At 61.2% G+C, this 17539-nt stretch carries 18 protein-coding genes; 16 read left to right on the top strand and 2 right to left on the bottom strand.

Translation table 11 applies throughout. From position 1 onward, the window contains the following. Nucleotides 1-685: 685 nt before the first annotated feature. The gene (locus tag AKN83_RS38675; RefSeq protein WP_083992262.1) at nt 686-964 is read left to right on the top strand and encodes a helix-turn-helix transcriptional regulator; all 279 of its coding nucleotides are present in this window, start codon (nt 686-688) and stop codon (nt 962-964) included. A 75-nt stretch (nt 965-1039) separates the two neighbouring features. Here the strand turns inward: AKN83_RS38675 and AKN83_RS42110 are convergent, their stop codons facing one another. Beyond that, complete coding sequence (locus AKN83_RS42110) at nt 1040-1276, bottom strand: transposase (protein WP_157348492.1); 237 nt, start codon at nt 1274-1276, stop codon at nt 1040-1042. A gap of 278 nt (nt 1277-1554) precedes the next feature. Here AKN83_RS42110 and AKN83_RS27560 point away from each other — a divergent pair, with 278 nt between their 5' ends. The 3 genes from AKN83_RS27560 (at nt 1555) to AKN83_RS42105 (ending at nt 3415) form a co-directional block, all read left to right on the top strand. After that, nucleotides 1555-2019 (top strand): DUF2840 domain-containing protein, encoded by a 465-nt coding sequence (locus tag AKN83_RS27560; protein ID WP_050401232.1) that lies wholly within the window; start codon nt 1555-1557, stop codon nt 2017-2019. Further along, nucleotides 2016-2528 carry a S26 family signal peptidase gene (locus AKN83_RS27555; protein ID WP_083992260.1) on the top strand — a complete coding sequence of 171 codons (513 nt, stop codon included), beginning with the start codon at nt 2016-2018 and terminating at the stop codon, nt 2526-2528. Before AKN83_RS27560 ends, AKN83_RS27555 begins: the two co-directional genes overlap by 4 nt. 359 nt (nt 2529-2887) lie before the next feature. Then, on the top strand, nt 2888-3415 hold the full coding sequence (locus AKN83_RS42105; RefSeq protein ID WP_244522119.1) for a lytic transglycosylase domain-containing protein: 528 nt from the start codon (nt 2888-2890) through the stop codon (nt 3413-3415). A 145-nt stretch (nt 3416-3560) separates the two neighbouring features. Here AKN83_RS42105 and AKN83_RS27550 read toward each other — a convergent pair whose 3' ends face one another. Continuing rightward, nucleotides 3561-3836: a hypothetical protein gene (locus AKN83_RS27550; protein WP_050401233.1), complete on the bottom strand. Its 276-nt coding sequence runs from the start codon at nt 3834-3836 to the stop codon at nt 3561-3563. A gap of 37 nt (nt 3837-3873) precedes the next feature. On the opposite strand from AKN83_RS27550, the gene AKN83_RS27545 reads away from it, so the two are divergent. From AKN83_RS27545 to trbL, 12 genes are all read left to right on the top strand, one after another. Continuing rightward, nucleotides 3874-4761 (top strand): transposase, encoded by an 888-nt coding sequence (locus tag AKN83_RS27545; RefSeq protein ID WP_172803630.1) that lies wholly within the window; start codon nt 3874-3876, stop codon nt 4759-4761. A 526-nt stretch (nt 4762-5287) separates the two neighbouring features. Next, nucleotides 5288-7051, top strand: coding sequence for a relaxase/mobilization nuclease domain-containing protein (locus tag AKN83_RS27535; RefSeq protein WP_050401235.1), 1764 nt, complete (start codon nt 5288-5290; stop codon nt 7049-7051). Nucleotides 7052-7088: 37 nt separating this feature from the next. After that, nucleotides 7089-9077, top strand: coding sequence for a conjugal transfer protein TraG (locus AKN83_RS27530; RefSeq protein WP_050401236.1), 1989 nt, complete (start codon nt 7089-7091; stop codon nt 9075-9077). 6 nt (nt 9078-9083) lie between these two features. Further along, the gene (locus tag AKN83_RS27525) at nt 9084-9509 is read left to right on the top strand and encodes a ribbon-helix-helix domain-containing protein (protein ID WP_050401237.1); all 426 of its coding nucleotides are present in this window, start codon (nt 9084-9086) and stop codon (nt 9507-9509) included. Between the two features lie 132 nt (nt 9510-9641). Beyond that, nucleotides 9642-10970 (top strand): MFS transporter, encoded by a 1329-nt coding sequence (locus AKN83_RS27520; RefSeq protein WP_050401238.1) that lies wholly within the window; start codon nt 9642-9644, stop codon nt 10968-10970. Between the two features lie 215 nt (nt 10971-11185). Next, nucleotides 11186-12100 carry a P-type conjugative transfer ATPase TrbB gene (gene trbB / locus AKN83_RS27515; protein ID WP_050401239.1) on the top strand — a complete coding sequence of 305 codons (915 nt, stop codon included), beginning with the start codon at nt 11186-11188 and terminating at the stop codon, nt 12098-12100. A 55-nt stretch (nt 12101-12155) separates the two neighbouring features. Next, complete coding sequence (locus AKN83_RS27510; protein WP_244486413.1) at nt 12156-12428, top strand: TrbC/VirB2 family type IV secretion system protein; 273 nt, start codon at nt 12156-12158, stop codon at nt 12426-12428. Then, complete coding sequence (locus AKN83_RS27505; protein WP_050401241.1) at nt 12428-12691, top strand: VirB3 family type IV secretion system protein; 264 nt, start codon at nt 12428-12430, stop codon at nt 12689-12691. Before AKN83_RS27510 ends, AKN83_RS27505 begins: the two co-directional genes overlap by 1 nt. Before the next feature lie 10 nt (nt 12692-12701). After that, the gene (trbE, locus tag AKN83_RS27500; RefSeq protein ID WP_050401242.1) at nt 12702-15143 is read left to right on the top strand and encodes a conjugal transfer protein TrbE; all 2442 of its coding nucleotides are present in this window, start codon (nt 12702-12704) and stop codon (nt 15141-15143) included. Continuing rightward, entirely contained in the window at nt 15140-15868 is a 729-nt protein-coding gene (gene trbJ, locus AKN83_RS27495) for a P-type conjugative transfer protein TrbJ (protein WP_050401243.1), read from the top strand. Before trbE ends, trbJ begins: the two co-directional genes overlap by 4 nt. Further along, a complete protein-coding gene (trbK-alt, locus tag AKN83_RS38660) occupies nt 15868-16236 on the top strand; it encodes a putative entry exclusion protein TrbK-alt (protein ID WP_083992258.1) in 369 nt (122 codons plus the stop codon). The genes trbJ and trbK-alt overlap by 1 nt, the downstream gene beginning before the upstream one ends. Further along, nucleotides 16233-17462, top strand: a complete 1230-nt coding sequence (trbL, locus tag AKN83_RS27490) for a P-type conjugative transfer protein TrbL (RefSeq protein ID WP_050401244.1) — start codon at nt 16233-16235, stop codon at nt 17460-17462. The genes trbK-alt and trbL overlap by 4 nt, the downstream gene beginning before the upstream one ends. Nucleotides 17463-17539 lie beyond the last annotated feature (77 nt).

The following is a 17539-nucleotide window of genomic DNA, read 5'->3' as shown; positions in this document are numbered from 1 at the left end:
TCCGTCAGGATTCGATCGATTGGCAAGCCATGCCAGGGCACAGCCTCGATCCGAGCGGATCATTTCAATTTTGAGCAAGAGATACCAGCCGAGCGTGGCCGCACGTCGAGCCTCGCTCTTGCTTGAGCATGACCGTGCCACGGACCCGCGGAAGATATTGCTCGATCATCTCAGGCACCGCCGGAGCGCTCCTCAAGCTCTGGACCGTGAGTATTTCGCTCCAAGTTCATCGCATCAAAGGTGCTGCGGAACGTGAGCTTTCGGATATCCATCGATTTTGGAAGCGCACGTCGAGGTCCACTTCGCCGAATAACGGTCAGACGGTAGACGCTCCCATAGCGGCAGCTCGCCCTCCGCAACGGGTCGCGGATGTCCGAGCGCCCGCCGCGCATTGCTGAGGGATGGCGTCCATCGAATCATCGCCGGAGCGCTGCTCGGCAAAAAAACGCATTCCGACCGCGCTCAGAAGACATGGTTCCTCGCAATCGAACGATCCGAGGGGGCGGAGCCTCGCTCTGACAGATCGGCGGCCATTGAAAGGCTTCTGCGGCGAGTGCCTTCGATGGGGGTATCGAAAATCACCGCATCATCTTCGGCATCCCCCTAAGCACCTCTACTCCGCGATCGTGGCAGTCGACGCGCGGCGAACCTCGTACGCGCTCCAAAGGAGCACGGAGCTTTTCAAATGTCCGATCCGAACACGGATAAGCCGCCGCGTTACTTACGCACGTCCGAAGCCGCGCGCTTCTTGAGCTTGTCCGGCCGCACCTTGGAGAAACACCGAACCTACGGAACCGGTCCCGAGTATCACAAGATTGGCGGACGCGTGGTCTATTCAGTAGCTGACCTGACAGCATGGGCCAAACTCGGCAAGAAGAAGTCAACCTCGGATCCTGGTGTCGGCACCGTACTGCCCGCAAAACGGCGTGCGCCAATTCCCTATGCGGGCAAAGAGCGGCGCTAGGCCATGTCCGTTAGCAAATCCTCAGCGCACCGCCGCCGGTGTCGCGGCGCACTTCAGATCCTTGTTCCCGGCGAGCTACGGGCTCCCGAGACCCGGCTTGAAATTGTCGGGAATGCTCGTCAGGATCGTGATGGCCGCCTTGTGCTGCATAGCCCGCGTCAGTTCGTCGCCGCATTTGGTGATGCTCCCGATGCGACCGGTTTGTCCGGATTGATGGCGCCGTGGCGCCAATCCGAAATCGGCCCGGACGTTGGTCGATTTCCTAGATCGTCTCGGATCCAGCGACACGTCGTACCCTGCGTGCAAGTCCATCCTTCGACTTCGTCGCCGACGGCTGGAATGCGCGGCGCACTCCAGCCGCGAATCGTTGCGCGGTATCGTCGCCGTAGCGTGGCATGCAAGGGGGCACAACTCAGTACTGCTGCTAGCCATATATACTTGGGCTTCTTTCTGGCGAACCAAGCCTCAACTTTCATGGGAACTGACTGGCAACGTCAGGCCGCCAGGCCTGCTCACCTTCAGAAGAGGCACACGCGTTTCGCTAAGCCCAAGGCATACCGTTCCCGATTCGAGCGTCAGGGAGCGGCGGCATGAACGATCTCACGGAAGTGGAAGTTTTGTGGCTCGAGAAGCGTATCGAAAACCGCATTCGGTTCGGTCATGTTGTCAAGGAACGAAAGGTTGATCGTCACCGCCGTGTCCTGTCATTTGCACCGGGCAGCATCTTTGCCTTCGTCCGTTGGACATCCAACGACTTTGGCACGATCATCTCGCGGATTGACATCTTGCGCGCGGTCGCACCGGGACAGCGCTGCTCGACCGTACCGTATGTGAGGCCCGGCGGAGAGATCGTGCTGCGGCTCTCTGGCTGGCCGAAGGTCGAGCGCGTGTTGCAGACGATCGATGCCGTCGAGGCGCTTGGAATCGATCCGGCTGACGTCGCTCCCGATCATTGGCATCACGTTCATAACCGTCTGTCCGTCAACGAAAACCCGCGTCCATACACGAGAACGCGCCACCAGGCCTGGCTCCATCGTCGCAGAGTGATGCGATGACGAGCCGCCTGATGACGCTGACCACGACGCTTGCGGCCGCTGCCGCACTCATCGCGACGATCGTCCTGGAGCCACTTCCACTCTACATTTGGAATGCATCGGCAAGCGTGCCAATCGGTCTCTACAGCCTACGACCGACGAAGCGCTTCCATGTCACCGAGCTGGTCGCCGTTCAACCGCCGGAGCCGCTCGCGACCTTCCTCGATTTGAACGGCTATCTACCGGTCGGGGTCCCCATGCTAAAGCGGGTCTTGGCACTCCCCGGGCAGACGGTCTGCAGAAGCGGGCTCACGATTTCGGTGGATGATGTTGCGGTGGGCGAGGCGAAGGACCGCGACGGACGCGGCCGGCCGCTGCCCAAATGGCAGGGCTGCCGCGCCGTCGGCGAAGGCGAGCTCTTTCTCATGAATTGGCAGTCGGACGACTCCATGGACGGCCGATATTTTGGCTTTCTTCCGGCGTCGGCGGTGATTGGCTGTGCGCTCCCGGTCTGGACCTGGGAGGAGTGACCGTGCGTGTTCTACGTGTTTATCCCGCCATTCCTCGGTTGGATCGGTTGCGGGACCATTCCTCCGTCCCAGCCGACGTTCGCAAGCCTGGCGGGCGCAGCGGTGGTCCAAATGATCAGCGCGAAGCTGCTTTACGCCGCACGGGCGCGAGCACGATAGCAGACTTGGCTCGGTCAGGTGTGCCTGTTTGGGTGGTCGCGTCGCTGCTGCTTGCTCTGACCGCATCGGACACTACCGCTCTGGCCAAAAACGGGTCCGCCGCGCTCCCAGCGATCTGTCGAACCAACCACACGCTTCCGGCCTTCATCGAAGAAGCCTCACGACGCTTTGCGATCCCAGCGCGGTGGATATGCTCGGTATTGAGCATCGAAACTGCTGGAGACATGCATGCTAGGTCGCCCAAGGGCGCAATGGGACTGATGCAGATCATGCCGGCGACTTGGGCGGAACTACGCCAACGCTATGACCTAGGAAGCGATCCGTACGATCCGCGTGACAACATTCTGGCCGGCACGGCGTATCTCCGTGAACTGCTCGACCGCTACGGTTCGCGCGGCGCTTTTGCTGCGTACAACGCGGGACCAACTCGCTACGAAGAACATCTCGCGGGAGCACCTTTGCCAGACGAGACGCGAGCATACGTGGCAAAGCTAGCAAATTTGCTTGGCATTCAACTGCCGCCGACGTGTACCGCGAGCTGGAGGTCATCAGCAGCCGCGACGCTGTTCGTTGAACGAGCTGAGCGGATGGAAATCCGCGGTAGGCCGACATCGTTCGCGCTCTCGCGCTGCGCAACGATTGCAATCTCGTCGCCCGATGTCTCGCAGATGGCCCCCAGGCGTACTGGCGTTTTTGTAGCTCGATCGGACTCGAGGGCATTACGATGACCAGTAATGGCTTGCTTCAGCAATCAATCGGCGGAGGAGCGAGAGCAGTGGGCAGGCAGGACATGTGCGTCCGGGGGCTACACAGGACGTCACGTCTTGACGAGACTAGCGGCCTCGGCCGGCAATGCGTCGACTCGGCGAGCTCCTACTCTGTGCGGGGCCCTGCCATGGCAGATGCCGCTTTCGCGATCACTGCTTCGGCGCACTCGATCGCGGCGCGGAAGTCCTCGCTCTTCCAGGTATCAACCGAATGGCCGTCATCGTACGACTCGTCTGCGGCGTCTCGCGCGCGTGAGACCAACTCGCGAAGCACCGCAATGGCTTCGGCGACCAGCTTGGCATTCAACTCATCGCGGGAAGACCGCGTCGTCACCTCTTTAGATTCACCGCATCGCAATTGTGAACCTTCAGGCAACGTCATCGCAATAAATGACTATTGCGATTGCCTACGGAACTTGATGGCAGAGCGGCCCTTCAAATCGGGCTTCGAGAAACCGGTGCACAGGAATAGCCGCCGTGTGGGCGAATCCGACAGCCCGGTGCAACGACTTAGCTGGTCGTTGCCACATAGGAGAGCTCCGATGCGGCTTTTCGTTGGGTCGGGCATCGGTCTTGTGGAGACCAGTCTTTGCATCGTCGATGGCGAGGGTCTCGCCGTTCGCGAGGTCAAGGTTAGGCTGCTCAAGCGCAAACTGATCGACTTCGAAAACAACATTCGTGCGCTGCGGGCCTATGGTTTGCTCGTTGGAGCGGTCGCCCGTGGCGCCTTGGAGGCCCGCGTCCGCGAGCTGATCGAGCGCAGCGATCCGATCTTCGTAATGACCATTAGAGCCATGTCGGATGTGCTCCGCGCCATCCTTGAGCGTTATGATCGGCTGCATCGTGTGCTGCTGCAGGTGGTCCAGCATGATGCAGGTTGCCGGCGCCTGATGACGGTTCTGGGCGTCGGCCCCGTTGCGACCCTGTCGTTTAATGTCGGCTTCGATGATTCCCGGCGCTTTGCCCGATCGCGATCGGTAGGCGCACATTTTGGCTTGGCGCCGAGACAGCACCAGTCCGGCATGTCGATCGATCATGAAGTGCGCATCAGCAAACAGGGCGACGTCGCAGTGCGCGAGTCGCTTTGCGAGGCGGCCGCAAGCCTGCTGCTGCGGGTCAGGAAACGGTCGGCACTGCCGGCGTGGGGCCTGTGGATCGCCAAACGGTCGAGCATGCTGTGCGCTATCACCGCGGTCGCGCGCAAGCTTGCGAGCATTCTGCCTCGGATGTGGGTCAGTGAGACCGACTTCCACGTCCGGTTCGGCGCCAAGATCACGCAACGGCTGCGGTTGAAGCCTGCACGGTAGCCGCGGTGCAGACTACGACGGATTAGCGCTGGGTTTGCGCCCGGCATGTGGAGGAGGAACGAAACTAGAGATCCGCGCGGTGAGCGTCCCCTGGCGGGGCCGCGAAACGGGGAATGTCCGCTATCTCTTGCCTGCTCGCGCCCTTCGGGACGGGAGCCGGACTGCTTATGAACCTGATGAAGAGCATGCGACGGCCGAAGTGCTGAACGCGAAGGAACGCATGGACCCCGCCTGGTGACTGCAACCACAAGCGCGGCGTGGTGACGTTTGTGCGTTGTCGATGGAGAGAGTCTGTCATGGCTGAAGTGCGAAGAGTCGAAGAAAAGCGTAGGAATGAGTTGACTTTGAACGCCCGATTAGGAAGGCGAGATAAAAGGGGCTCGCCGGTCGAACCACAAGCCATTGACATGGCTTGGGTTCCGGCGTGCCGGTCGGTCGGGGCGCGTGCCGCGCCTAAGACTTTCCCCAGAACATTCAAACATGCTTTCGGCACTGTAGGTGTCGCTGCGTTCTTCGAGGCCCGGTCATGACCGCAGGCGACAGCGACCTGCGAATTCGGCCTGGGCGCATTCGCAGTACACGCGCGCCAAAGCCCAAGAGCTTCATCAACCAGGTGCTGCGGGCGGCGAAGAAAGCGGGACACACCTCGGGTCAGACGGTAGCCGGCAGGCGTTCGGCGGCCCATGGACGCTCGACGTTTGGCCGTGGTCGCCTCGCCTTTAGCCGCGCCAGATTGTTCAGCTCGACGCGGCGCGTTGTGGTGAAAGCGCGCGTGGTCCGGCACAAAGGGCGAGCCTTCCGTTCAGCACCACTGACCGCCCACCTCTCGTATCTGAAGCGCGACGGCGTGACCCGGAGTGGTGAGCGGGCCGAGATGTTTGATGCTGGCAGCGACCGTGCTGATGGCCTGGCTTTCGCAGAACGGTGCACGGACGACCGGCATCATTTCCGCTTCATCGTCTCGCCAGAGGATGCCGGTGACATGACCGACCTGAAGGCCTTTGTTCGCGATCTCGTCAGGCAGATGGAGACCGATGTCGGCACGCGGCTCGATTGGGTTGCTATCGATCATTGGAACACCGACAACCCTCACGTCCACCTTCTCGTTCGGGGAGTAGATGTGGAGGGGGCGGATCTCGTGATCTCCCGCGACTACATCAGCCAAGGCCTGCGCTCCCGCGCCGAGGAACTGGTCGCCTGCGAATTGGGTCCAAAACCGGAGCACGAGATCCGCAATTCGCTAGAGAGGGAAGTCACAGCGGAACGATGGACGCGGCTCGATCGGGAGATCCGGCTGGCGGCCGATGAGACCGGCACTATCGATCTTCGCCCGGAGAATTCCGGCAAGTCCGATCCCGAGATCCGGCGCCTGATGGTCGGCCGCCTTCAACACCTGGAGAAGATGGGTCTTGCTGCACCCGCCTCGCCGGGGGAGTGGATGGTCGGGCTCCAGGCCGAGCGCAATCTTCGCGACCTCGGCATGCGTGGTGATATCATCAAGACCATGCACCGCGTCTTTACCAACCGCGGGGAAGCGCGCGGCGTTGCCGACTACGTCATCGAAGGCGAACAGCCGACGTCCCAGCTTGTCGGACGCCTGGTCGACCGTGGACTGCATGACGAACTGACCGGCGAGGCCTATGCCCTGATCGATGGAATAGACGGACGCGCGCATCACGTGCGCTTCCGAGGGCTCGAAGCTTTCGACCACGCCCCCCCGATCGGCGGAATCGTCGAAGTCCGACGCTTCGGTCAAGCCGACGACCCGCGTCCCATCCTGGTGCTCGCGACCCGTTCAGATCTCGATCTTGGTGAGCAGGTCACCGCGAAGGGGGCAACCTGGCTCGACTACCGGCTGGTCGAGCGCGACCCCATGCCGCTCGCCATGGGAGGATTTGGGCGGGAGACCCGCGACGCCATGGAAGCCCGTACCGAGCATCTGATCCAGGAGGGCCTAGCGCGGCGGCAGGGTCAACGCATTATCTTGCAGCGCGACCTCCTGAACACGTTGCGCCGGCGCGAACTGGACGAGGCTGGCGCAAAAGTCTCGGCCGACATCCGCCTACCACAAGTAAAGGCTGACTCCGGGGAGCATGTGGCGGGCACGTATCGCCAGCGGCTGACGCTAGCCTCGGGACGCTTCGCCATGATCGATAATGGGTTGGGCTTTCAGCTGGTGCCCTGGTCGCGTGAACTCGAAAAGAAGCTTGGCCAACACGTCACCGGCGTCGTGAAGGACGGTGGGGGCATCGAATGGGGCTTTGGTCGGAAGCGTGACCTCGGTCTCTAGCAATCTCTCCAATCAAGTTGCGGAAGGGACGTTCGGAATGTCCGGAACCAAAATCCTCTGGGGACAGGTGATCGTTGTCGGCCTGATCGTTCTGCTGGCTATCTGGGGAGCAACAGAGTGGACGGCTTGGCGGCTCGCCTATCAACCGGAGCTTGGCCGGCCCTGGTTCGAACTGTTGGGCCTCAAGATCTATTACCCACCGATCTTCTTTTGGTGGTGGTTCGTCTACGATGCTTATGCGCCTCAGGTCTTTGTCGAGGGAGCCTTCATCGCCGCGTCCGGGACCTTCGTTTCGATCGCGGCGGCGATCGGCATGTCCGTGTGGCGTGCGCGTGAAGCCAAGAACGTCGAGACCTATGGCTCGGCGCGCTGGGCTGATGCGGAAGAGGTTCGAGCGGCGGGACTTCTTGGTCCGGACGGTGTGGTACTCGGCGAACTCGACCGCGACTACCTCCGTCATGACGGACCGGAGCACGTGCTATGTTTCGCGCCCACCCGGTCCGGCAAAGGCGTCGGTCTCGTCGTTCCCTCTCTTCTTGCATGGCCGGGTTCGGCCATCGTGCACGACATCAAGGGCGAGAACTGGCAACTGACCGCCGGATTCCGCTCGCGGCATGGCCGCGTCCTGTTGTTCGACCCCACCAACCCAAAGTCATCAGCTTACAATCCGCTCCTCGAAGTCCGACGCGGGGAATGGGAGGTTCGAGACGTCCAGAACGTGGCCGACGTCCTGGTCGACCCCGAAGGCTCGCTCGACAAGCGGAACCACTGGGAGAAGACCAGTCATTCGCTCCTAGTCGGCGCCATACTCCATGTTCTCTATGCTGAGGCAGACAAGACCTTGGCCGGCGTCGCAGCTTTCCTATCTGATCCGAAGCGGCCGATCGAGGCCACGCTAAAGGCGATGATGACCAGCCGGCACCTTGGCGAGCATGGTGCCCATCCCGTGGTCGCTTCAACCGCGCGCGAACTCCTCAACAAATCCGAGAACGAACGTTCAGGCGTCCTGTCCACCGCGATGTCGTTCCTCGGCCTTTACCGCGATCCCGTCGTGGCCCAGGTGACCTGTCGCTGCGACTGGCGGATTGCCGATCTGATCGCAAATAGCCGACCGGCGACGCTTTACCTTGTGGTGCCACCTTCCGATATCTCGCGAACCAAACCATTGATTCGTCTGGTGCTGAATCAGATCGGCCGGCGCCTAACTGAGGACTTACACGCCCGCGATCGCCGGCATCGCGTTCTGATGATGCTCGACGAGTTCCCGGCACTCGGACGGCTTGATTTCTTCGAGTCCGCGCTGGCCTTCATGGCGGGATACGGCATCAAGAGTTTCTTGATCGCGCAATCGCTCAATCAGATCGAGAAGGCCTACGGCCCCAACAACGCCATTCTCGACAATTGTCACGTCCGCGTCAGCTTCGCGACCAACGACGAGCGGACGGCCAAAAGGGTGTCCGACGCGCTGGGTACGGCGACCGAGATGCGAGCGATGAAGAACTACGCCGGGCACAGGTTGAACCCATGGCTGGGGCACCTCATGGTGTCGCGCCAGGAGACGGCGAGGCCGCTATTGACCCCCGGCGAAGTCATGCAGCTTCCACCGATGGACGAGATCGTCATGGTGGCGGGCACGCCGCCAATCCGGGCGAAGAAGGTCCGCTACTACGAGGATCAGCGATTTACCGAGCGTGTCTTGCCACCGCCCGATCCGGCGGCATCAGGTCAGTCATCGCGAATGGACGGATGGTCAACACTTGGAACTCTGAAGCCGACGCGAGGTCCAACTGACAAAGCCGCGGAGGCCGAGGAAGATGCGGCGAACAGCGGGCTCCGTCGTGAGCCCGAACTCCCCGATCATGTCGCGATCGCTAAGGAGACGACCGAACCGACGCCGGCAGAGGAATTTGCGGCCGTTCTTGACGACGACGAGGATGCCATCCGTCAGTCCCGGTTCATACGCCAGCAGATGCGCGGTGTCGCCCGTCAAGTCGCCATGGACCCGAATGACGGTATGGAGCTCTGAGGTAATATGCGCGACCGGATGAACGTCTACTTCCCACCGGAGATTCTGAAACAGATCTCGGAGCTCGCCGATCGCAAGAAGCTTTCCCGGTCTGCGATCGTAGAGGCGGCGGTTGCCTCGTTTCTATCGCCGGACGGCGCGGACAGGCGGGAGGCAGCGTTTACCCGGCGCCTAGATCGGCTTTCCCGTCAGATGCAGAGACTGGAACGCGACGTCGGTTTGACCGCCGAGAGCTTGGCCCTGTTCATCCGTTTCTGGCTGACGATCACGCCACCGCTACCCAACGACGCGCAGGTGGCCGCACAGGCAAAGGGCCGGGAGCGCTTTGAAGGATTTGTCGAGGCGCTCGGTCGGCGTTTGCAAAAGGGGCAAAGCTTTTTGCGCGAAATTCCAGAAGATATACGCCGTCAGGAACCGGCTGAAGAAATCTGATTGAACCATGTAGAAAGAGCATTTCGCCGGTCTTTCTTTTTCTACCCCAGCCTACGACCGCAGCGATTTAGCCGAACTGACAAAAGCTGGACGCGCTATCGGCTCGAGCGAGCTGAGAGCAAAGGGGCCAGCATGCAAATTTTAACAGCATGGCGTCGAATCGCGCGCGTCTTTCTGCCTTTTGCAGCGGGGTCCTATTTCTCTTATCTGTTTCGAACGATCAACGCTCTGATCGCCAGCCATCTCAGCTCGGATATCGGCGTTGGTGCTGCTGATCTCGGGTTGCTTACGTCAGTCTATTTTTTTGTTTTCGCAGCGGTTCAGATCCCCATCGGTATTCTATTGGACCGCTTTGGTCCGCGTCGCGTACAGAGCGTTTTGCTGTTGCTCGCAGCACTCGGCGCCGGACTATTCGCGGTATCGAACGGCTTCCTACTCCTCTTGGTCGCGCGCGCAATGATCGGGCTTGGTGTCGCGGCGTCGCTCACGGCAGGACTGAAGTCCATCATCCTTTGGTTCCCCAGGGAGCGAGTTGCGTTGCTCAATGGCTACATGATCATGTTGGGATCGCTTGGAGCGGTGACCGCCACGGCTCCCGTCGAATACCTGCTCGCCTGGATGGGCTGGCGGCAGCTCTTTGACATCATGGCCCTCGCGACCGGTGCGACAGCTATTCTCATCTACGTCGTAGTGCCTGAACGAGGAGTGGCCCCATCAACAGCGGCCGCTTCCCTGAGCTCCGTCTTCAGCGATCGGCGCTTTTGGCGAATGGCACCGTTGTCGGCGACTTGCGTTGGATCGTCCTGGTCCCTGCAGGGATTGTGGGCATCGCCGTGGCTGACAGACGTCGAGGGGTTTGACCGTTCAAGTCTTGTCAGGCAACTGTTCATAATGTCGATCATGCTTGGCGGCGGTGCCTGGTTGTTCGGCATGACGGTCCATCACATCAAACGAAGGGGAATCGGGGCGGAGACGGTATTAGCGATCGTTGCAGTCTTGCTTATCGCAGCCGAGCTGGCCTTGATCCTGCGAGCGCCTCTGCCGTCCATTTTCCCTTGGTCCGTTGTCGCAATTGCCGGAACGGCGACCGTGGTCAGTTTTGCGGTAATTGCGGATTACTTTCCGCCTGAGCTTGCTGGTCGTGCCAATGGCACTTTGAACGTCTTGCACTTTGGCTGGGCCTTTCTGGCACAATCTGCAACAGGCCTGATCCTAGAGCAATGGGTGAGGAACGATGGCCATAGGCCCGTCCAAGCCTATCAAGTCGCTTTTGGTCTCAACGTAGTACTGCAGATCGCGACGCTGGTCTGGTTCGCGCTGCCCTGGCGCCGATCCATCGCTTCGTGGATAAGTTCAATCCTCTTCTTCAGGCCGGCTGACACTCGCTGCGCTGTCGAGTCAGTTGGGTTGTATGAGGACTCGGTCATCCTCTTGCCCGCGAATGACGATGTGGAGTGGTAAGCAAGCCACTCCCAGCGAACCGTCACCTCGAGTATCAATTCTCAGACTTTCTTTTTCTACGCTAGTCCACGATCGTTGAAGCGGCTTGTTGCGCCACGTCCATCGATGCCTTTTCTAATCATCCCATCTTAGGCGCCCCGTAGGCGCCTCGTTTAGTGGGGGCGGCGGTGGCAATTCATTCCATTCAATCGGAAGCGAATTCGCGCGGCGCGCGAATGCTGCGCAGCGCGCTTGGCTCTGCGATTGCCGGCTACCTCGAAGACGAGGCGATCATCGAGGTGATGCTCAATCCGGATGGACGGTTGTGGGTCGACCGGTTGTCGAATGGCCTGATCGACACAGGCGAAACTTTGTCGGCCGCAGACGGCGAGCGCATTGTTCGCCTGGTAGCGCACCACGTAGGTGCGGAGGTGCATGCCGGCTCGCCGCGGGTCTCGGCCGAATTGCCTGGGACAGGCGAGCGCTTCGAAGGGCTATTGCCTCCGGTCGTTGCGGCACCGGCCTTTGCTATCCGCAAGCCGGCCGTGGCGGTGTTCACGCTCGACGACTACGTCGCCAGGGGGATCATGACCTCGGAGCAGGCACGGAATCTGAGGGACGCGGTCGCGGCACGGAAGAACATCCTCGTCGCCGGCGGGACATCGACCGGCAAGACAACCTTGACGAACGCGCTGCTGGCCGAGGTCGCGAAGAGCTCCGATCGGGTCGTTCTGATCGAAGATACGCGCGAACTCCAATGTAAGGCGCCTAATCTCGTAGCCTTGCGGACCAAAGATGGGGTGGCCACGCTTTCCGACCTGGTTCGCTCGTCGCTGCGATTGCGCCCGGATCGCATTCCGGTTGGCGAGGTTCGCGGTGCCGAAGCGCTCGACCTGCTCAAGGCCTGGGGCACCGGTCACCCCGGTGGCATCGGGACTATCCATGCGGGCAGCGCGCTCGGCGCGCTGCGGCGACTCGAGCAACTCATCCAGGAAGCCGTCGTCACGGTTCCGCGCGCCCTGATCGCGGAGACCATCAACCTCGTTGCCGTGCTTGCGGGGCGCGGCGGTGACCGTCGCCTCGCTGAACTCGCCATCGTCACTGGGCTCGGCGCCGCCGGTGACTACAACCTTTCATCAGCAGGAGACTGACATGCGCCCGCAATTTCGTTTTCTTCGAGATGTCGCTTCACTGACCGCGTCCGGGATGGTTCTTTTGGCGTCAGCACCGGCGTGGGCTGCCGGCTCGAATATGCCGTGGGAGCAGCCACTCAATCAGATATTGCAGTCGGTGGAGGGGCCTGTCGCCAAGATCATCGCCGTCATCATCATCGTCGTGACCGGGCTCACGCTCGCGTTCGGCGACTCGTCGGGTGGTTTCCGCAGGCTGATCCAGATCGTGTTCGGCCTGTCGATCGCATTTGCCGCCTCGAGCTTCTTCCTGTCGTTCTTCTCCTTCGGCGGCGGCGTGGTGATCTGATGGATGAACCTGTCACAGGCTTTGTCGTGCCCGTTCACCGCGCGCTCACCGAGCCGATCCTGATGGGCGGCGCGCCGCGGTCGGTTGCGATTGTCAACGGCACGCTTGCGGCAGCTCTTGGATTGGGATTGCGGCTCTGGATCGCGGGTCTTGCTCTCTGGTTCATCGGCCACATGGCCGCCGTCTGGGCCGCCAAACGCGATCCCGCCTTTGTCGATGTGGTGCGCCGACATCTGCGCATTCCAGGCCATCTCAACACCTGAGTTCTCGGTCATGATGAACTTTGCCGAATATCGTCATTCAAACGCGCGTCTCGCCGACTTCCTGCCCTGGGCAGCCCTCGTCGACGAGGGAATCATCCTGAACAAAGACGGCTCGTTCCAACGGACAGCAAAGTTCCGGGGGCCTGACCTCGACAGCGCGGTGCCGGCCGAACTTGTCGGCGTCGCGGGTCGCCTGAATAGCGCCCTGCGCCGTCTGGGATCTGGTTGGGCGGTCTTCGTTGAAGCGCAACGCCATTTTGCGGGTGCTTACCCGCCGAACACCTTTCCGGACGTTGCGTCTGCGTTGGTCGACGCCGAGCGCAGAGCTCAGTTCGAAGAGGCGGGCGCCCACTATGAGTCCAGCTATTTCCTGACCGTCCTCTACCTGCCCCCGGAAGAGGGCGCTGCCCGGGCAGAGCGACTCCTCTATGAGGGCCGGAATCGGACCGTCGGAGCAGACGCGCGCGAGGTGCTCCGCAGGTTTGTCGATCAAACCAACCGCGTGCTGCAGCTATTTGAAGGATTTATGCCGGAATGCGCCTGGCTCGATGATCAGGACACGTTAACCTACCTGCACTCGACGATCTCGACCAAGCGTCACCGCGTTCGCGTGCCCGAAATTCCGATATACATCGATGCGCTGTTGGCCGACCAGCCGCTGACCGGTGGGCTAGAGCCGATGTTGGGCTCAGCCAACATTCGGGTCCTCACGATTGTCGGCTTTCCGGGCGCCACGACCCCGGGAATCCTGGACGACCTGAATCGCCTGCCCTTCTCGTATCGTTGGTCGACCCGCGCGATCATGCTCGACAAGACCGACGCCACCAGCCTGCTGACCAAGATTCGGCGGCAGTGGTTCGCCAAGCGAAAGTCCATCGGCGCCATCCTCAAGGAGGTCATGACCAACGAGGCGTCGACGCTGCTCGATACCGACGCGCACAACAAGGCGCTTGATGCCGACGCGGCGTTGCAGGAACTGGGGTCGGATCAGATCGGACAAGCCTTTGTCACGGCAACCATCACCGTGTGGGACCGCGATCCGAATGCGGCCAACGAGAAGTTACGGCTGGTTGAGAAGGTCATTCAGGGGCGGGATTTCACCTGCATGGTCGAGACGGTGAACGCCGTCGAAGCCTGGCTCGGCAGTCTGCCGGGACACGTCTACGCCAATGTGCGGCAGCCACCGATTTCGACTCTCAACCTCGCCCATATGATTCCGATGTCGGCCGTGTGGGCTGGTGAGGCGAGGGATCTGCACTTTAAGGGTCCGCCTCTGTTGTTCGGCAAGACGGAGGGATCAACGCCGTTCCGCTACTCCCTCCACGTCGGCGACGTCGGTCATACCCTCGTGGTGGGCCCGACCGGTGCCGGCAAATCCGTGTTGCTAGCTCTGATGGCGTTGCAATTCCGCCGATATCCGAATTCTCAGGTCTTTGCGTTCGATTTCGGCGGCTCAATTCGGGCGGCCGCGCTCGCCATGGGCGGTGACTGGCATGATTTGGGCGGCGCCTTGTCTGACGGAGACGAAAACCCCGTCGCGCTGCAACCGTTGGCCTGGATAGATGATCCTTCCGAGCGCGGATGGGCCACCGAATGGATCGGCGCGATCCTGGTACGGGAGAAGGTCGAGGTCACCCCGGAGGTCAAGGATCATCTGTGGTCGGCGCTGACGTCTCTCGCCTCGGCACCGAGGGAAGAGCGCACCCTCACGGGTCTGTCAGTCCTGCTGCAATCGAACTCCCTAAAGCGCGCCTTACAACGTTATTGCCTCGGCGGCCCGTCCGGACGCTTGCTCGATGCCGAATTCGAGCGTCTTGGCGAGGCGTCCGTCCAGGCGTTTGAGACCGAAGGTTTGATCGGAACGAGTGCTGCGCCCGCCGTGCTGGCGTATCTCTTCCATCGTATTGGTGATCATCTCGATGGCCGGCCGACGCTCTTGATTGTCGATGAGGGTTGGCTCGCCCTAGACGATGAGGATTTCGCGGGGCAGCTCCGGGAATGGCTGAAGACGCTTCGGAAGAAGAACGCGTCCGTCATCTTCGCCACACAGTCGCTTTCGGACATTGATGGCTCCGCGATTGCGCCGGCTATCATCGAAAGCTGCCCAACGCGATTGTTGCTGCCGAACGAACGGGCGATCGAACCGCAGATCACTGCCATCTACCGTCGCTTCGGCCTCAATGACCGCCAGATCGAGCTTCTGAGCCGGGCAACGCCAAAGCGCGACTACTATTGCCAGTCTCGTCGCGGTAACCGGATGTTCGAACTTGGCCTTGGTGAGGTTGCGCTCGCATTCACCGCAGCCTCTTCCAGGACAGACCAGGCTGCCATCTCGCAACTCACCGCCGAACATGGACCCGACGGCTTCGTGCCTGCCTGGCTCCAGCACCGCGGTGTCGCCTGGGCGACAGATCTGATCCCCAATCTCGTCAATCTGGAGAAATCGCTATGAGACCTCTTGGCCTATTGGGGACCACGGCCGCCTTCGCGTTGCTGCTTGGCGTTACGCTGCCCGCACGGGCGCTGATCGTCTTTGATCCAACCAACTACGTCCAGAATGTTCTGACGGCCGCGCGGGAGCTCCAGCAGATAAATAATCAGATCACCTCGTTGCAGAACGAGGCGCAGATGCTGATCAATCAGGCAAGGAATCTGGCAAACTTGCCGTATTCGTCGCTGCAGCAATTGCAATCATCGATCCAGCGCACCCAGCAATTACTGGCCCAAGCCCAGCGCATCGCCTACGACGTGCAGCAGATCGATCATGCCTTCTCGACAAGCTACGCGCCAGCGACCAGCAGCCAGTCGAACCAGTTGCTGATCTCCAACGCTCAATCGCGATGGCAGAATTCCTATGCTGCGACGCAAGACGCGCTTCGCGTCCAGGCCGGCATTGTTGGCAACCTCGACACCAATCGAATCCAGACGTCAGCGCTCGTAACGTCAAGCCAGAGCGCCAGTGGCGCCCTGCAGGCGACTCAGGCCGGCAACCAGATCCTCGCGCTACAAGCCCAACAACTTGCCGATCTCACGGCTGCGGCGGCGGCGCAGGGCAGGGCGCAGAGCCTCGAAGCGGCTCAGCGCGCCTCAGCCCAAGATCAAGGACGAGAACAGCTTCGGCGGTTCCTGACACCGGGGCAGGGCTATCAATCCTCCAACGTGCAGATGTTTCACTGATGACCGACGTAAAGGCATTCAAGGCGTTGTCTCTGCTTACGACAATCGGTCTGGTGGCCGTCGCGGCCTGCACGATTCAGCTGCGTGGCGGGGACGATTCTCCGCCGGCACCGAAGGCGGAGCAGACGACCGATGCAACCGCCTCCGATCTCGCACGCTGCCGCGGTGTCACTCCGGAGGAAACAGCGGGCTATCGGCATTGTAAGCGCGTCTGGGACGAAAATCGGCGTCGTTTCTTTGGCAAGAAGGACAGCGCTGCAGCTTCCGGCCACGATGGCTCAACCAGTTCGATAGCTGTCTCAAAGGATCAAAGCCGGATCCCTCAGGGATATTCGAACTTGGCGACACCTGAGGCGAACAAGCCATGACTGGTACGGGGATCATTGACCAGTTCCTGGAAACGTTCACGCGCTATATCGACAACGGTTTTGGGCTGCTCGGCAGCGATGTCGGATATCTCGCAACAACCCTTGCTGCGATCGACATCACGCTCGCTGCGTTGTTCTGGAGTTGGGGACCGGACGAAGACATCATCGCGCGCCTCGTCAAGAAGACGCTCTTCGTGGGGGTCTTCGCCTACCTCATCGGAAACTGGAACAGCTTGGCGCGCATCGTCTTCGAGAGCTTTGCCGGTCTTGGACTGAAAGCATCGGGCGCAAGCCTGTCTGCATCGGATTTCCTGCGGCCGGGAAAGATCGCCCAAGTTGGACTCGACGCCGGGCGGCCGCTACTGGATTCGATCTCCAGCTTGATGGGCTACATCAGCTTTTTCGAGAATTTCGTTCAGATCGTCGTTCTCCTGTTCGCCTGGGTCGTGGTGTTGCTCGCCTTCTTCATCCTGGCGATCCAGCTCTTCGTCACCCTGATCGAGTTCAAGCTCACCACGCTAGCCGGCTTTGTGCTCATTCCATTTGGCCTGTTCGGCAAGACCGCCTTTGCCGCGGAACGGGTTTTGGGCAACGTCATATCATCAGGGATCAAGGTCCTGGTCCTGGCTGTCATCGTCGGCATTGGATCGACCCTGTTCTCGCAGTTCACCGCTGGCTTTGGTGGCAATCAGCCAACTATCGAAGACGCGATGACACTGGTGCTCGCGGCGCTCTCCTTGCTGGGGCTTGGTATCTTCGGTCCGGGTATCGCAAACGGCCTGGTGTCGGGCGGACCTCAGCTCGGCGCGGGCGCCGCGATTGGAACAGGCCTTGCTGCCGGCGGCATTGTTGCGGCAGGCGCAGGTGTTGTTGCCGGTGGCGCTGGCCTCGCTGGTGGGGCGATTGCAGGCGCCGCGCGCGGTGGCGGCGCTGTCATAAGCGGAGTATCAGCCGCCTATCGCAGCGGCGGCCTTGCCGGCGTAGCGGAGGCTGGCACTTCGGCTGCCATGAGTCCGTTACGTCGTGCGGCGGCTGCGCTCGGCGGAAGTGGGGAAGCCGGCGCACAGGCCGCGAGCACCTCGGCCGAAGGTCAGCCCGATTGGGCGCGGCGCATGAAGCGTGCCGAGACTATTCGGCACGGCGCATCGGCAGCCGGCCACGCGGTTCGCTCAGGCGATCACGGCGGCAGCGGCTCCTCCGTCGATTTGTCTGAAGGAGAGCGCTGAGACGCACCACTGCACCCCCAACGCAGAGCAGCGCCTCAAATTCTTCCCTCGCACGACTTGAAACCGATCACTTGATC

This window comes from Bradyrhizobium embrapense (genome assembly GCF_001189235.2).
Lineage (GTDB): Bacteria > Pseudomonadota > Alphaproteobacteria > Rhizobiales > Xanthobacteraceae > Bradyrhizobium > Bradyrhizobium embrapense.
The sequence above is the reverse complement of the archived record's forward strand: the minus strand, read 5'-3'. Positions and strand labels throughout refer to the sequence as shown.

What these genes read in the sequence shown, in the direction of transcription:
- AKN83_RS38675 (WP_083992262.1), top strand. Translation starts at nt 686, where the DNA reads ATGTCCGATCCGAACACGGATAAGCCGCCGCGTTACTTACGCACGTCC.
- AKN83_RS42110 (WP_157348492.1), bottom strand. Translation starts at nt 1,276, where the DNA reads ATGGACTTGCACGCAGGGTACGACGTGTCGCTGGATCCGAGACGATCT.
- AKN83_RS27560 (WP_050401232.1), top strand. Translation starts at nt 1,555, where the DNA reads ATGAACGATCTCACGGAAGTGGAAGTTTTGTGGCTCGAGAAGCGTATC.
- AKN83_RS27555 (WP_083992260.1), top strand. Translation starts at nt 2,016, where the DNA reads ATGACGAGCCGCCTGATGACGCTGACCACGACGCTTGCGGCCGCTGCC.
- AKN83_RS27550 (WP_050401233.1), bottom strand. Translation starts at nt 3,836, where the DNA reads ATGACGTTGCCTGAAGGTTCACAATTGCGATGCGGTGAATCTAAAGAG.
- AKN83_RS27545 (WP_172803630.1), top strand. Translation starts at nt 3,874, where the DNA reads ATGGCAGAGCGGCCCTTCAAATCGGGCTTCGAGAAACCGGTGCACAGG.
- AKN83_RS27535 (WP_050401235.1), top strand. Translation starts at nt 5,288, where the DNA reads ATGACCGCAGGCGACAGCGACCTGCGAATTCGGCCTGGGCGCATTCGC.
- AKN83_RS27530 (WP_050401236.1), top strand. Translation starts at nt 7,089, where the DNA reads ATGTCCGGAACCAAAATCCTCTGGGGACAGGTGATCGTTGTCGGCCTG.
- AKN83_RS27525 (WP_050401237.1), top strand. Translation starts at nt 9,084, where the DNA reads ATGCGCGACCGGATGAACGTCTACTTCCCACCGGAGATTCTGAAACAG.
- AKN83_RS27520 (WP_050401238.1), top strand. Translation starts at nt 9,642, where the DNA reads ATGCAAATTTTAACAGCATGGCGTCGAATCGCGCGCGTCTTTCTGCCT.
- trbB (WP_050401239.1), top strand. Translation starts at nt 11,186, where the DNA reads ATGCTGCGCAGCGCGCTTGGCTCTGCGATTGCCGGCTACCTCGAAGAC.
- AKN83_RS27510 (WP_244486413.1), top strand. Translation starts at nt 12,156, where the DNA reads ATGGTTCTTTTGGCGTCAGCACCGGCGTGGGCTGCCGGCTCGAATATG.
- AKN83_RS27505 (WP_050401241.1), top strand. Translation starts at nt 12,428, where the DNA reads ATGGATGAACCTGTCACAGGCTTTGTCGTGCCCGTTCACCGCGCGCTC.
- trbE (WP_050401242.1), top strand. Translation starts at nt 12,702, where the DNA reads ATGATGAACTTTGCCGAATATCGTCATTCAAACGCGCGTCTCGCCGAC.
- trbJ (WP_050401243.1), top strand. Translation starts at nt 15,140, where the DNA reads ATGAGACCTCTTGGCCTATTGGGGACCACGGCCGCCTTCGCGTTGCTG.
- trbK-alt (WP_083992258.1), top strand. Translation starts at nt 15,868, where the DNA reads ATGACCGACGTAAAGGCATTCAAGGCGTTGTCTCTGCTTACGACAATC.
- trbL (WP_050401244.1), top strand. Translation starts at nt 16,233, where the DNA reads ATGACTGGTACGGGGATCATTGACCAGTTCCTGGAAACGTTCACGCGC.